The sequence below is a fragment of the Epilithonimonas sp. UC225_85 genome (genome assembly GCF_042695135.1).
Classification (GTDB): domain Bacteria; phylum Bacteroidota; class Bacteroidia; order Flavobacteriales; family Weeksellaceae; genus Epilithonimonas.
Map to the genome: position 1 here is coordinate 2,888,520 of NZ_CP170547.1, position 14,110 is coordinate 2,902,629.

The following is a 14,110-nucleotide window of genomic DNA, read 5'->3' on the forward strand; positions in this document are numbered from 1 at the left end:
AGGAAAATATTGTGTATAAAAAAATGTTCATTTTTCCTGTAAAAATTTCACCGGTGTAAAAGCTTTTGTAATTTTAGCACAAATTATAATTAATGATTATCTTAGAAAATAACTTCTTAAAAGCAACTTTCAAAGAACTTGGAGCAGAACTCGTTTCGCTTATCAATATCAAAACCGGAAAAGAGATCATCTGGGAAGGAAATCCAGATTTTTGGAGCGGACAAAGTCCAGTACTTTTCCCAACGGTTGGCGCTTTGAAAGATGACAAATATATGTTCGAAGGCGAAACTTACGAAATGCCAAGACACGGCTTTGCCAGAAGAACGTTTTTCGAAGTGAAAAGTTCTTCTGAATCTGAAGTAGTTTTTAAGTTAAATTCGGATGAAGAAACTTTGAGATTTTATCCTTTCGAATTCAGTTTGGAAATCACATACACTTTGACTGAAAATAAACTAACCGTTTTCTACAAAGTAAAAAATAAGTCCCAAAAAGAAATGTATTTCTCATTAGGTGCACATCCTGGATTTGCAATTGATACAAAAAACGGATTGAAATATAGTGATTATGAGATCACTTTTTCCGATGATCAACAATTGGAAATTCATCCTTTGATTGATAATCTAATCAGTAAAGAAACCAAAACAATCAATCTTGAGAATAAAACGCTTCCTCTTTCCTATGAATTATTTTCAAAAGATGCTTTGGTAATGACCAATATGAAAAGTAAAGAACTAATTTTAAGAAATAATCAAAACAATCATAAAGTTATTTTTACTTTTTCAAATTTCCCTTATTTCGGAATCTGGGCGGCGAAAAATGCGGATTTTGTCTGTCTTGAACCTTGGCAGGGAATTGCGGATCTTGAAGATCATAATCAGGAATTGACTGAGAAATTTGGGATTCTGAAATTGGCGAGAAATGAAGAATGGAAAGCGGATTGGGCAGTTGAGATTGAGTAGATTTTAATTATGAAAGCAAACCGATTAATCATATCAATATTACTTTCTACTTTTTTGGTAAGTTGTAAATCATCGATTATTAATACTTCAAAAAATTTACCTTTTGGAGGCATAAATGAATCTATTAATCTCTATGCTTTTGTAGGTGAAAAAATTTCAGTTATTGAATTTGATCCTAATGAAAATCAAGAGAAAAATCAAAAATCTGAAAAAATATTAGATGAAGAAACTGGAGATTCTGCAACTGTAGTTTACCAAAGATATATTATGGATAATGCTTTCCGGTGCAAATATAAAATCATCAGAAAACTATTTAATGATACTAAAACAGACACGATTGAGTTCTTAGCCTATGACCATTATGGAAATCCTGCATTTGCGGAAAAAGATACTGTCATTTTATATTTATCAAAAAGTATAGAAGATGGCCATTTTTTTCATCAGAAATATCAATTTGATAATGTTTTCAAAGATGAGAATGGAAATTATTTCAGTTACCCGAAGTTCAATGGAAGCGAAGATCAAAGTAATGCAAGTTTAAAAGGTTTTGATGTCAATTTAAAAAATGTAAATTTTGATGTTTCACATTTGAACGATGATGCAAAAAAAATATACTATCCAAAGGAATTTTATAAGATTGAAAATAATATTGCAACGCCTGTAAAAGGAATTTATTTGTATCAATTAATAATTTATAGATTGAATACGACTTTTAAAGATTTATAAAATCGTTTTTAATTTAAAACAAAAAAGTGTCAGAGATTTTCTGACACTTTTATTTTAATATATTTTACAAAGTCTCCTTCAACCAATCAAAGAATTCTCGCTGCCAAACCAGACCATTTTGCGGATGAAGCACCCAATGGTTTTCGTTCGGGAAATAAAGGAATTTCGTTTTCAGACCTTTCAGTTTTGCAGCCTGGAAAGCTTCCTGACCCTGCTCGTAAGGAACTCGGAAATCTATTCCACCCTGGATCACCATAATCGGTTTGTTCCATTTGTCCACAAAATTGCTTGGATTGAAGTCTGTATAAGCTTTTGGCGTTGGTTTTTGCCAGTAGCTTCCACCTAGATCCCAGTTTGCGAACCAAAGTTCCTCAGTCGTTCCATACCACGATTTCATATCAAACAATCCGTCGTGCGCAATGAAGGTTTTGAATCTGTTCTCGTGAACACCAGCTAGCATAAATACGGAATAACCACCGTAACTTGCACCAACAGCTGCTACTCTGTTTCCATCTACATAAGGTAAAGTTTTCGCAAAATCGGTTGCTGACAAATAATCTTTGATCGGCTGTCCACCCCAGTCACCGCTGATTTGTTCGTTCCATTTCACGCCCCAGCCTGGCATTCCACGACGATTTGGTGCAACCACAATGTAGCCGTTTGCCGCCATCAGAGCGAAGTTCCATCTTGTGGAGAAAAACTGCGTCAAACCAGATTGAGGTCCGCCTTGACAATAAACCAAAGTCGGATATTTCTTATTCGGGTCGAAGTTTGGCGGATAATGGAACCAGACGCCCATTTCTTTTCCGTCCGTTGTTTTGACCATTTTCAGTTCAGATTTTCCTGGCGTTAATTTGGCGTAATTGTCTTTGTTAATGTCCGTGATTTGTTTTAAAGACGAGTTTTTAAGATCCACTTCAAACAAATCTGCATTGTGATTGATGTCGGTTTTTGTAACCCATAGTTTTCCTTTGTTTTCAAGAACGATTTCATTGATATCAAAATCACCTTTTGTGATTTGTTTTACGGTTTTGGATTTAATATCAACAGAAAATAACTGTTTCGTTCCTCGGAAAGCTGATGTAAAATAAATCTGCTTTGCATCCTGACTCCAAGCCGCATCACCACTTAAACTTTCATCCCAGGCTTTGGTAAGGTTTACTGACGTCATTGCTTTCCAATCCATCACCATAATGTCGTTTTTATCAGCTTCGTAGCCATCTCTTGCCATAGAGTTCCAAAGCAGAAATTTCCCATCCGGACTGAATTTCGGGTTCACGTCATAACCCATCATTCCTTCTGTGATATTTTTGGTAACGCCGCTTGCGAGATCATAGCAATAAATATCTGTGTTTGTGCTTTGCGCATATTCTGCCCCGCTTTTCTTTTTGGAAACGTATAATAATTGTGAGGAATCTGGACTCCAGACAAAATCTTCTGTGCCACCAAATGGTTTCTGAGGAGAATCGAAAGGTTTTCCTTCCAAAAGATCTTTAGCTTTATCTGCAGATTCTGAAACCTCAACTGTGAAAACGTGGTTGTAAGAACCTTCATTCCAGGCATCCCAATGGCGGTGATTGAGATCTGTATAAATCTGAGCCGTCGTTTTTGGAAGGTCTTTGTACTTATCTTTTCCAAGAAGATTCTCGACTTGAACCGCTTTGCTGAAAGCGATTTTTTTACCATCCGGAGAGATCACGATATTGTCAACTTCACCAATAGTATAGAAGTCGGTCCAGGTTTTTCCGGAATCTTTTGAAAGGTAAATTTTATTATTTTCTAGGGCATAAATTCCGTTTTTGTCCCATTGGGTAAGACTTTTTTTACCCAGATCAATTTTGGTTGCTTTTCCGGAAAGATCCAGCCAAAAGGTTTCTGAATTTGACTTTTCGGTTTTGAGATCGGTTTTGCTGACTTTATAAATCAATGATTGCTGATCCGGAGAAACAGACTGAACGCCAAGCCTATTAAGCGTCCACATCATTTCCGGTGTCATGACCTGTTGTGCATTCATCATAAGAGGTAATATTGCTGTTGCAACTATGATATGTTTGATTTTCATCTGTTTATAGTTATAATTTTGAAAAAACTCGGACGAAGTTATTAAAATATTATGTAAATTTGGGTTTAAACAATTAAAACTAATTTTCTATGAAAAAACTTTTACTCTTTTCTTTAATGATCATGTTTCAATCTTTCTTCGGTCAATCTTTTGGACCAATGGAATATCATGGTTATTCGCCTTACACTGCTACCCTTTCAGCAGTTGGCACTATATATTACACAACAGATGGCACAGAACCAACTATTAATTCTGCATCAGGAATTAATAACGTAAATATTATTATTGATAAAAATACTTTAATAAAAGCCAAAGTAAAAGATAGTAATGGTACACTTTCAGAAACCAGAGCCAGAGATTATTTCTATGGACCAATTCCTAAAAGAACGATGTATTTTAAACCGCCATCCAACTGGAACTCTACTTGTTTATTCACCAATTCTTTGGATATCAATTCCACAGTTGATGTCTGGGGACCTGGAAACAATATGACTCCTGCGTGTGAAGGCTGGTACAAAATGACTTTAGATTTTTTCAAAGTTCTTGTGACTTTCAATAACTGTCTGACATTTGCGCCACCTCCAATTTCTGAATCGTATTCTGTGATTGCAGAAGACACTATTTACTACGATTATTCCGCAGGACCGATTTCCAATCCACCGGCTTGTCTTTTGGCAGTCAATGATCCTTCCAAGAAAATTGCGATGGTAAAAATCTTCCCAAATCCTGTTCAGGATTACATCAATATAGAATCTGACAAGAATTTTATCGCTTATGAAGTCATTGATGAATCCGGAAAATTGATTCTTAACAAAGACTTCAAGGGAAGTAAAATTGATATCAGTAATTTAAAAACAGGTGTTTATTTCATTAAATTAAAATCCTTGGGCAACGAAACCAATATTGTGAAATTTATTAAGAAATAAGTTTTCTGTTATTAATTTAAAATCCATATATTTGCGCTTCAAAATTTATTACTAAGACTATACTATGAGCACAATATTTACGCTGTTTATGATACTGATTATCATTGCTAGCATCTTATTAGTTATCATCATCATGGCGCAAAATCCAAAAGGAGGCGGGCTTTCCGGAACTTTCGGAGGCGCATCTGCTGCTAATTTCGGGGTTCAGAGAACCAATGATTTTATGGAGAAAGCAACCTGGACACTGGGTGGGACTATTGTTGTTTTGATTTTCCTAAGCATCATTCTTACAGGAAAACCTTCGCAAATAGCACCAACAATGCCAAGATCAGTAAAAACTGAAGCACCTGTAAATCAGGCTCCAGCCAATAATACTCCAGCGACGCAAGTTCCTGCAACTAAATAATAGAAAATTATTCTAAAAATAAAAAACGCTCCGAGATTCGGAGCGTTTTTGTTTATGAAATTATTTAAATCATTTAATTAATTGAAATACAGATTTTGTCACTCCACTTTTAAAGAAGCAAAATTGTTATCAGGATTTTAATTCCTTATTAATTTATTATCATTTAAACATCTCTCCATTAAGACTTTGAAGCAATCTCCCAAATCATCAGATGCTCTGCAAATGGCATTTTCTAACATTGTTCTGACTTGTTTCTCTGTAACGCCGGCTTCTGTCCAGCTTTTTCCGGCAGTGTGAGAATTGAGAATGAATGGCATAATCCTGTCAATAGCGCATGCAAAAATGGCATCAGGTGTTTCTTCCTCTTCAAACTCGATCCAGAGATTGTAGAAGTCTGTAGAAAGCGGCTCATCCAGAATCCCGAAGATTCTTTTTGCTGCCAGTTTTTCCCGTTCGAATTTCCCTTTCATCCCTTCCTCATCAAAGAGAAAAGTATCACCTGCATCGATCTCTACCAAATCGTGGATGGACAACATTCTGATGACTCTTAACAGATTAATATCCTGATTATTCTTCGCATAAGGAAAAAGGATCTGCGCGAGAATAATAATCTGCCAGCTGTGTTCTGCCGTGTTTTCTCTTCGGGAATCGTCGGCGTTATAATTTCTACGGTTGACGTTTTTGAGGGCATCAATAGCTAAGATGAAATCTATTTCTTTCTGAATCTTCATTTTTTAATCTTTGTAATAATCTTTGATTTTATATTTTTTGGCTTTGCTCACCCATTTGTTATTGATGAAATTACGGGTGGTAACGGTTACGAATTCTCCACCTTGCGCATCTTCTTCAAGTTCGTATACTTTCTGTAATCCTCTCTTTGGAACCACTTCATACTCTGTAGTAATATGCCAGCAGCAGCCGGATTTGGCGGAAGTGATAATGCGTTTTCTTTTGTGATCTGTCTGGAACATTCCTAGATTTTCATAAGCAAGATTTGTCAATTCTCCGCTTGGCACAAATTGTTTCTTTGTCGAATTAAAAACATACACATCGTAAGACGGACCACCATAACCACTTTGATTTCCGTTTCTGATTGCCAGATCTTCTGACCCATCAAAATTAAAATCGTCAAAGATCAAAGGACTCTGCTCATTATAAAGCTGAATAATATTGACACTTGGTTTCTGATCTTTGTTAAGATAAAAATAAAGATCTTCTGATTTCAAAGTCTGAAACAGCTTTTTCGTTTTTTTATCAATAAGTTTTACGATGCCTTCTCCGCTGCAGGTATCACCTTCACATTGGAAGACAGAGATCTGGACATCAAATTGCTTTGAGCCGTTTTTGATATCAAAATTATTTTGAGAAAATAATAATTGACCTGTTGTTATTAATAAAAATCCGAGTTTATTTTTCATAAAATTCATTTATAATTCGGTGCCGGGTTCTACTTCGTATGGTTCTTTTCCTTTTTCGAAGATCTTTGTGAGTTCGGAGCCTTCTGTGGTGACTCTGTTTCCTATTCTTCTGATCCAGTTTCCTTCTCGCAGGCCTACAACTTTGATGTCATTTTGGGTGAGAAATTCTTTGATCCTTGTTTCTCTGGTTTCTCCATTATGCTTGATCTCGGGATTCGGGTCCAGATAATGCGGATTGATATTGAAATGAACCAGTTCCATACAGTCGAAACTTGGCGGATAGACGATCGGCATATCATTCGTAGTTTTCATATTGACGCCGCCGATGTTGCTTCCTGCACTGCAGCCGAGATATGGTTTTTCCAGTTCTATATTTTCTTTTAAAACTTTCATTAATCCAAATTCGTGCAGGGTTTTTACTAACAAAAATGTATTTCCGCCGCCTGTGAAGAATCCTTGTGCAGAATTAACAGCTTCAACTTTGTCTTCGAACTCGTGGAGACCCTTGACATTGATATCAATGCCAGCGAAAAAGCCTTTTGCTTTCTGGGTGTAATCTTCGTAGGATATTCCGCCAGGTCTTGCGAATGGTATGAATATGATTTCTGTGATTCCTTCGAAAAGTTTTATGAGTTCCGGTTTCAGGTAATCTAAATATTGACCGCCGAAGAGTGTGGATGTGGATGCTAAGATGATGTTCATTTAGGTTAGGTGTTGGGTGTTGGGTGTTGGGTGTTGGGCAAATTTCGGAATTGTTATTTTAAATTGTAAATATTTTCTCGCAGATTTAGAAGATTGGGCAGATTTTTTTTAATCATCTTTTTGAAAATTATAAGTTATGGTTGAAATCTTTTTAGTAATATACTAAACTTTATGATTGCCAAGGGTAAAAGTATGTTCGCCATCGGTAATATCATAAACGCAAATGCTAAAATCATAACCGCCATAGATAGTTTCGTGAACGCCAATGCTAAAAGCATAACTGCCAACGGTAATATCATATTTGACATCCTTAATATTACATTTAATTCAAAAACAAAAAAACCTGCAAAATGAATTGCAGGCTTTCAAATAAATTTGATTTGATATGAAGAAAAAAGAAATTACTTGAAGTGTAATATTTTAGTTGGTAGCATCTGTAACATCAAAGCTAGTAAGACCAGTCCATCCTTTTGCCCACTCCGGTAAAGCTGTACCAGCACCTGCTCCAAGTGCAGCAGCATTTTCTGTGTAAATTCCTGAGATATCTACTGCAGTACCTGCTGTATTTTTAGCTTTAGATTTTGTTGCAATGTTTACAAATCTTAGGTTAGTCATTTTACCTCCACCTTGGAACCAAGCTAAAGTTCTGTCTGTTTCGAAATCCAAACCTGTAGCATAGTTTGCCATAACAATGTTATCGAAAGTACCATTAGAACCTGCTCTTACTTTCAAAGCCTGAGATTCTGCACCTGCAGTATTTCCTAAGAAGGTTGCATTTCTTACAGTTGGGTTGGAAACTCCACCGTTTGCTCCGTTTGTTGTGTTTGCATTTGTATCCTGAGTATCTGCTTCGACACCTCTGTTTCCTGGCTCAGCAGCACTTTGGAATTCTTTTTTTCTTCCAGCGTAAAGATAATCTACAGTTCCGCTCCAGCTTTCTGTCCAGTCAAAAGAATCATCACCAACTCCAGTTACAACAATGTGGTCTACATTCACATTTCCACCGAACATTTCTACGCCGTCATCTGCACCATTGGTTACATATACGTAAGAAACTTTGGTTGCGCTACCCACTCCGAATAGAGAAAGACCATTGAATTCTTTTTCCGGGTTGTATTTGTAACCTGAATCTTTGATCACTACATAAGTGATGCTTCCAGAGTTATCTGCTTTGTCTGTTCCACCATAAGTAAGTTCTCCAAGTTCTGAAGTAGAAGTTCCTGCAGCACTTCTGTTTGATGGTGCATTTCCAAGAACTACGATACCTCCCCAATGCCCTTGTTTGTGAGTAGTACCTTCAAAAACTACCGGGCTAGCAGCTGTTCCATTGATATAAATTTTAGCACCTCTTTCTACGATCAGATAACTAACAGCTTTCACTGTTCCATCGCTGTTTAGTTCACCCGCTGTAACCTGGAATTTTGTTCCTGCAGGAATTGTAAGGGAAGCACCAGCTTTAACTGCTACTTTACCTGTAATGGTATAAGTTTTAGACGGATCCAAAGTTATGTTAGTAGTGATATCACCTTTAAAATTACTAGGATCTACAGATGATGTGTTGTCGATTACTTCATCATCATTATTACTACAAGATACAACTGCTACTGTTGTTGAAGCTATCATAGATAACCCAAGAATTGCTTTTAAAAATGTCTTTTTCATTTTATTTTAGATTTAAATTAATTGTTTATTATTTACTTTGAAAATTTATAAGATAAGGTAAGACCAACCTGACGGCCTTGTGTATAATCTTTATGGATGAAAGTTCCGGCATTGTTCGTTTGCTCTATTTTGGAATGCGGGTTCAGTAGATTTTTTCCACTGATTCCTATAGCAATCTGTTTCAATGTGACATTTAAGTTAAGATCAAGAATGTCTTTTGCCAATTCGTAGAAATTACCACCATTATTGGTTCCGATGGCATAAAGATTTTTCCCGACACGAGAGTAAGACACTACAAAATCTAGTGTATTGCTACCATCCCATTTGTAGCTGTAGCCTAAGTTGGCATTTGCTAAGAAGTCTGCTACTCCCTGAACATCATCTTTGGTTTGCCCGCTGTATTCTAATGTTTTCCCGTTATTTTCTGCTGCTATCTCATCCGGTGTTTTCAGTTCTTGCTGAGAATGCATATAGGTTCCGTTCAGGAAAGCGTAGATCTTGGAATTGTTCCATTTGTAAATATCTTTTCTGATCTCAGCTTCGGCTCCGAAAATATACCCCCAGTTTGCGATGTTGAAATAAGTCATATCACTAGGTGAAGCGGAAGAATAAGTGCTTCTGGCGATAGGATTCTGAATATACTTTCCGAAACCGGTTATTGAAAATATTTCTCCGGCATTTGGAAAGAATTCCCATTTCAGATCAACATTATAATTATCGGATGGATATAAATACGGATTACCATAAACATTAGTTGTCACATCATAATAAGCAATTGGGATCAATTCTTTTGGCTGTGGAAGTGTATAAGTTTTTGATGCTGCAAATCTTAAATTCTGCTGATCATTGATACTGTATTTAGCATTGATGGCAGGTAAAAACTTATTATACTGTTTTGTTTTTGAACTACTTTCAAGAATATCGTTCCAGGTATTATCGAAATTGATGTAATCAAATCTGCCACCCACCTGTAAAACAAATTTTTCTGAAAATCTGATATCTAAATTTGCAAATCCAGACTGGATATTTCTTTTTATGGTATAACTGCTACGCTGAACATTGTAACTAAACAAACCATTGTTGAAAGAATTGATAAAAGCATCAACATCTTCAGGATTTACAGGAATTGATAAATTAAAATTCATCCCTAAAGTTGTTTGTTCAAATTGTCTGTCTTTGTAAGACCCATCATAACCAAAAATCAACTTGTATCTCTCAGCAAATGTTTTGGTAAGATAAACGTGTCCTAAAATTGTTTTGTCCTTCAGATCATCATAATATCTATGGTTGCTGATCGCGCTGCTTGCAAGAAGTTCATTGGTTTCTGCATTGATTGTATTTTGTAAACGATCCGGCCTTTTGCTATTTAAGATATTATAACCTACGCCCCAATCTGCAACCCAGGTATCACCGATTTTGTGATTTCCGAATAACTGGTTGATCCAAGTATCCGTCAGCTTATTATCGCCTCTGTTTATGATCACATTTTTATCAACATCATAAGCATAACCTTTGTAAATTTTTGCTTCCTGCTGAGAAGAATGGATGTAATCTGTCGTAAATTTCAGTTTGTTGTTGCTGTTTAGTTTATAATCAACATTCAACAAAGCCGTAGTATTGGTTTTATAATCAGAACGCTGAACATCATTAAAATTTTTGTTTGGTGTTCCGTCTGCAAAATAGAAACCTTCTTTTCCGTCACTATATTCGTAAGAATTATCAAATCCGGCATATCCGAAGAATGAAAATTTTCCAAGACTTGCACCGCCTTCAAAATTCATGCTTGAGTTGAAAGGGTTTTTGGCGTTTGCAAAATTCCATTTTGTAGAGAAAGGATACTGACTGCCCGGATTGCCTTTTTTATAAGTTGTTTCTTTGAAACCAAAAAAACCAGGTCCTCCATCCTGAAGTTTGAAATTTCCTTTATCAAAAGTCTGAAGATTGAGAGAACTTCCCATTCCTACGACGAAGTAAGGTTTTCCTACGTGAGTTTTAGAAACGATATCGATGTTTGCACCACCGAAATCTCCGGAAAATCTTGGATTATAAACCTTGTCCAGAGAAACATACTCTATCATTGAGGTTTTATAAATCTCAAGATTTATGTTTTTAAATTCAGGATCTTCGGAAGGAATCTCCAAACCGTTCATCGTAGTTCCATTGTAACGGTCTCCCAACCCTCGAACAAAGATCTGTCCACTTCCCTCTTGTTTTAGGGTTCCTGTAGCCTTGGTGACAGCGGTTGCAACATCACCCACGCCTTGTTTGGCCAACTGTACAGCTCCTACTCTTTCGATCACTTCCACAGATTTTTTCTGGGCTGTGATGATATTGGCTTCTGTACCTTTTTTAGAAGTTCCGATGATCTTCACTTCATCGATTTTCTTTTCGCCTTTCAGCGTATCAGTTGTAGTTTGTGCCAACAAAACTGTGGTTGACATACAAAGAAACAAAGCACTTATGCTTATTGTTTTTGCTTTCATTTTTAATTGTCTTTTTTCTTCGTTGCCAAAGAAATGCTTTGGAAAGCAATCCGAATGTATAGAAATTAACAACTATTTTTTAACATCCTGTTACGAAAATTGAGATTATGTTAAATCCAGGTTAACAGGTTAAGGCTATTTAAAAGTATGTTCATTTATTGTTAAATTTGCAGCAGATAATTTTAACTGCGGAAATTTATTAAAATAGTTAAAACTTTGAAAATCAGTGATTTGAATTTTTAAAAATGTGTTAACATCAGGAATTTCCCAAAAATCATACTCAAGATGGATTTTACCAAAGCCTTAGAAATTTTACAATCCGGCGGAACGATACTTTATCCAACAGATACAATCTGGGGAATCGGCTGCGATGCGACTAATACAGATGCCATCAAAAAAATATTCGAAATCAAAAAAAGAGAAGCCAACAAATCACTCATTATATTGGTAGAGTCCGAAAAACGCCTGCAAGACATTGTGGATGTTCCGGAGATGGCTTGGCAAATTATGGATGTCAGCGAAAAACCTGTAACCATTGTTTATGAAAATCCGAAAAATCTTCCAAAGGAATTATTGGCTGAAGATGGAAGCATCGGAATCCGTCTGGTAAAAAATGATTTCTGCAAAAAACTGATTACAAAACTTAATAAACCTTTGGTGTCAACTTCTGCCAACCTGAGCGGTCAAAAGTCACCTTTGAAATTTGGAGATATTTCTGATGAGATCAAAAACTCTGTCGATTATATCGTTGAGGAATTTCACGACAAAGTTTCGGAATATCCGGGATCTTCTGTCATCAAGATATGGAACAATAGTCAGATCAAAGTTCTTCGGGAATAAAAAACCGGCGGATGACCTTTTTGCAAGACCATCCGCCGGAAAAATAAACTATGAAAAAAAACTACTTTTTGTATTATCTCTAATCGCAAAAGAAATACCGAACGTTTTTTGCAGACATTATTTCCTTATTTTAGGTTTCAATTTCAGATTAAAAGTCAAAATGTCTTGAATGTCAGAATATTGAATCACATTTGAGAAATATTAAAGTCAAAATTTTCAAAAAACTTATCTTTGTGGATTATTAGAACCGCTTTGAATTTGATTCTATAGATCATAATTAATAAAGCTCGCAGATTTAGCAAATTTTGCAGATTTTTTTAAATCTTCATCTGCTTAATTAGTAAAATCTGCGAGAGCTATAGAATTTAAAATAGATCTGGTCTCATTATTTTTAATTTTTCAATGATTATCAACTTAGCTCAAAATAAAAACCTTAAACTTTTCAAGATCATTTCTGAAGTCGCTTCCAGAAACGGACAATCCGTTTACGCTGTAGGTGGATTTGTTCGCGATCTGATTATGAAAAGAAAAGCGTCTTCAGATATAGACTTCGTCACAGAATCCAGTGGAATCGAGCTTGCAGAATGCATTGCGAAAGAGATCGATCCCAAAACAAAAGTCGCAGTTTTTAAAACTTATGGGACAGCAATGTTCAAATACAAAGATCTGGAACTAGAGTTTGTTGGCGCGAGAAAAGAAAGTTATAGCGAGGATTCCAGAAAACCATCCGTAGAAATCGGAACGATAGAAGATGATCAGAAACGCCGGGATTTCACAATCAACGCTATGGCGATTTCCCTTAACAAAGAAAATTTTGGAGAACTGATTGATCCTTTTGATGGTTTAGGGGATTTGAACAAGAAAATTTTGAGAACGCCTTTGGAACCTCATCAGACTTACTCGGACGATCCACTTAGAATGATGCGTGCAATCCGGTTTGCAACGACTCTGGACTTCAAAATTGAAGAAAATTCTCTGAAAGCCATCAAAGATGAGGCGGAAAGAATGAAGATTGTTTCGATGGAAAGAATAATGGTGGAGTTCAACAAAATCATGCTTTCCGATAAGCCATCCAAAGGTTTGAAACTGATGCAGGAAACAGGACTTTTGGATATGATTCTACCGGAACTTACTGCTCTGAAAGGCATCGAAGATATCGACGGACAAACGCATAAAGATAATTTCTACCATACTTTGGAAGTTGTGGATAATATTTCGGAAAACACAGATAAGCTTTGGCTTCGCTGGTCGGCTCTCCTCCACGATATTGGAAAAGCACCGACAAAAAAGTTTGTGGAGGGCATTGGATGGACTTTTCACGGTCACGAATTTTTGGGTTCAAAAATGACAAAATCGATTTTCAAACGATTGAAACTTCCGCTTGGACAAGAACAGAAATACGTTGAAAAACTTGTGAGAATGCATGCCAGACCGATTGCGTTGATTACCGATGACGCTTCTGATTCTGCTTTGCGCCGTCTACTTTTCGATTCGGGGGAAGATTTGGAAGACCTTTTCACGCTTTGTAAATCCGACATTACGACCAAAAATTATTCTAAGCAATCCAAATTCAAACAAAACTTTGAATATGTTGCCAAAAAAATAAAGGAAGTTGAGGAAAAAGATCAGGTCAGGAATTTTCAGCCACCAATTTCCGGAGAAGAGATTATGGAATTATTTGGTTTGAATCCCGGCAGAGAAATCGGAATATTGAAAGAAAAAGTAAAAGAAGCGATTCTGGAAGGCGAGATTCAAAATGACAAGATTGAAGCTCGAGAATTTGTGATTAATGAAGCAGAAAAATTGGGATTAAGTTTGGTAAAGTAATTATGAAATGCTTTTAGGAATATTCGATTATACATTATTAGTAATAATTTTAATTTTCAATATTGGAGTTTGGCAATATAAAATAATTAAGAAAAGTAA

The 14,110-nt window shown here is 36.0% G+C and carries 13 protein-coding genes; 7 read left to right on the forward strand and 6 right to left on the reverse strand.

Annotation, left to right across the window (positions count from 1 at the left end):
- Positions 1-92 precede the first annotated feature (92 nt).
- Entirely contained in the window at positions 93-959 is an 867-nt protein-coding gene (locus ACFJGY_RS13190; RefSeq protein ID WP_379964653.1) for an aldose 1-epimerase family protein, read from the forward strand.
- A gap of 9 nt (positions 960-968) precedes the next feature.
- A complete protein-coding gene (locus ACFJGY_RS13195; protein WP_379964655.1) occupies positions 969-1,685 on the forward strand; it encodes a hypothetical protein in 717 nt (238 codons plus the stop codon).
- A gap of 64 nt (positions 1,686-1,749) precedes the next feature.
- Here ACFJGY_RS13195 and ACFJGY_RS13200 read toward each other — a convergent pair whose 3' ends face one another.
- Positions 1,750-3,747, reverse strand: coding sequence for a prolyl oligopeptidase family serine peptidase (locus tag ACFJGY_RS13200; protein ID WP_379964657.1), 1,998 nt, complete (start codon positions 3,745-3,747; stop codon positions 1,750-1,752).
- A gap of 89 nt (positions 3,748-3,836) precedes the next feature.
- Between ACFJGY_RS13200 and ACFJGY_RS13205 the strand changes: the two genes are divergently transcribed.
- Positions 3,837-4,673, forward strand: a complete 837-nt coding sequence (locus ACFJGY_RS13205) for a T9SS type A sorting domain-containing protein (RefSeq protein ID WP_379964659.1) — start codon at positions 3,837-3,839, stop codon at positions 4,671-4,673.
- 64 nt (positions 4,674-4,737) lie between these two features.
- Positions 4,738-5,079, forward strand: coding sequence for a preprotein translocase subunit SecG (gene secG / locus ACFJGY_RS13210; RefSeq protein WP_379964662.1), 342 nt, complete (start codon positions 4,738-4,740; stop codon positions 5,077-5,079).
- A gap of 137 nt (positions 5,080-5,216) precedes the next feature.
- On the opposite strand, the gene ACFJGY_RS13215 is transcribed toward secG, so the two are convergent.
- The 3 genes from ACFJGY_RS13215 to pepE are packed head-to-tail and all read right to left on the reverse strand — an operon-like array spanning position 5,217 to position 7,199.
- The gene (locus ACFJGY_RS13215) at positions 5,217-5,810 is read right to left on the reverse strand and encodes an HD family hydrolase (protein WP_379964664.1); all 594 of its coding nucleotides are present in this window, start codon (positions 5,808-5,810) and stop codon (positions 5,217-5,219) included.
- Positions 5,811-5,813: 3 nt separating this feature from the next.
- The gene (locus tag ACFJGY_RS13220) at positions 5,814-6,497 is read right to left on the reverse strand and encodes an XAC2610-related protein (RefSeq protein WP_379964666.1); all 684 of its coding nucleotides are present in this window, start codon (positions 6,495-6,497) and stop codon (positions 5,814-5,816) included.
- A 9-nt stretch (positions 6,498-6,506) separates the two neighbouring features.
- On the reverse strand, positions 6,507-7,199 hold the full coding sequence (gene pepE, locus ACFJGY_RS13225; protein ID WP_379964669.1) for a dipeptidase PepE: 693 nt from the start codon (positions 7,197-7,199) through the stop codon (positions 6,507-6,509).
- Positions 7,200-7,370: 171 nt separating this feature from the next.
- Between pepE and ACFJGY_RS13230 the strand changes: the two genes are divergently transcribed.
- Entirely contained in the window at positions 7,371-7,553 is a 183-nt protein-coding gene (locus ACFJGY_RS13230; protein ID WP_379964671.1) for a hypothetical protein, read from the forward strand.
- A gap of 66 nt (positions 7,554-7,619) precedes the next feature.
- Here the strand turns inward: ACFJGY_RS13230 and ACFJGY_RS13235 are convergent, their stop codons facing one another.
- Positions 7,620-8,861: a hypothetical protein gene (locus ACFJGY_RS13235; RefSeq protein WP_379964673.1), complete on the reverse strand. Its 1,242-nt coding sequence runs from the start codon at positions 8,859-8,861 to the stop codon at positions 7,620-7,622.
- 32 nt (positions 8,862-8,893) lie between these two features.
- Positions 8,894-11,344 (reverse strand): TonB-dependent receptor domain-containing protein, encoded by a 2,451-nt coding sequence (locus tag ACFJGY_RS13240; RefSeq protein ID WP_379964675.1) that lies wholly within the window; start codon positions 11,342-11,344, stop codon positions 8,894-8,896.
- Positions 11,345-11,629: 285 nt separating this feature from the next.
- Here ACFJGY_RS13240 and ACFJGY_RS13245 point away from each other — a divergent pair, with 285 nt between their 5' ends.
- Positions 11,630-12,184 carry an L-threonylcarbamoyladenylate synthase gene (locus ACFJGY_RS13245; protein ID WP_379964678.1) on the forward strand — a complete coding sequence of 185 codons (555 nt, stop codon included), beginning with the start codon at positions 11,630-11,632 and terminating at the stop codon, positions 12,182-12,184.
- A gap of 402 nt (positions 12,185-12,586) precedes the next feature.
- Complete coding sequence (locus ACFJGY_RS13250) at positions 12,587-14,011, forward strand: CCA tRNA nucleotidyltransferase (protein WP_379964680.1); 1,425 nt, start codon at positions 12,587-12,589, stop codon at positions 14,009-14,011.
- Positions 14,012-14,110 lie beyond the last annotated feature (99 nt).

What these genes read in the sequence shown, in the direction of transcription:
- ACFJGY_RS13190 (WP_379964653.1), top strand. Translation starts at nt 93, where the DNA reads ATGATTATCTTAGAAAATAACTTCTTAAAAGCAACTTTCAAAGAACTT.
- ACFJGY_RS13195 (WP_379964655.1), top strand. Translation starts at nt 969, where the DNA reads ATGAAAGCAAACCGATTAATCATATCAATATTACTTTCTACTTTTTTG.
- ACFJGY_RS13200 (WP_379964657.1), bottom strand. Translation starts at nt 3,747, where the DNA reads ATGAAAATCAAACATATCATAGTTGCAACAGCAATATTACCTCTTATG.
- ACFJGY_RS13205 (WP_379964659.1), top strand. Translation starts at nt 3,837, where the DNA reads ATGAAAAAACTTTTACTCTTTTCTTTAATGATCATGTTTCAATCTTTC.
- secG (WP_379964662.1), top strand. Translation starts at nt 4,738, where the DNA reads ATGAGCACAATATTTACGCTGTTTATGATACTGATTATCATTGCTAGC.
- ACFJGY_RS13215 (WP_379964664.1), bottom strand. Translation starts at nt 5,810, where the DNA reads ATGAAGATTCAGAAAGAAATAGATTTCATCTTAGCTATTGATGCCCTC.
- ACFJGY_RS13220 (WP_379964666.1), bottom strand. Translation starts at nt 6,497, where the DNA reads ATGAAAAATAAACTCGGATTTTTATTAATAACAACAGGTCAATTATTA.
- pepE (WP_379964669.1), bottom strand. Translation starts at nt 7,199, where the DNA reads ATGAACATCATCTTAGCATCCACATCCACACTCTTCGGCGGTCAATAT.
- ACFJGY_RS13230 (WP_379964671.1), top strand. Translation starts at nt 7,371, where the DNA reads ATGATTGCCAAGGGTAAAAGTATGTTCGCCATCGGTAATATCATAAAC.
- ACFJGY_RS13235 (WP_379964673.1), bottom strand. Translation starts at nt 8,861, where the DNA reads ATGAAAAAGACATTTTTAAAAGCAATTCTTGGGTTATCTATGATAGCT.
- ACFJGY_RS13240 (WP_379964675.1), bottom strand. Translation starts at nt 11,344, where the DNA reads ATGAAAGCAAAAACAATAAGCATAAGTGCTTTGTTTCTTTGTATGTCA.
- ACFJGY_RS13245 (WP_379964678.1), top strand. Translation starts at nt 11,630, where the DNA reads ATGGATTTTACCAAAGCCTTAGAAATTTTACAATCCGGCGGAACGATA.
- ACFJGY_RS13250 (WP_379964680.1), top strand. Translation starts at nt 12,587, where the DNA reads ATGATTATCAACTTAGCTCAAAATAAAAACCTTAAACTTTTCAAGATC.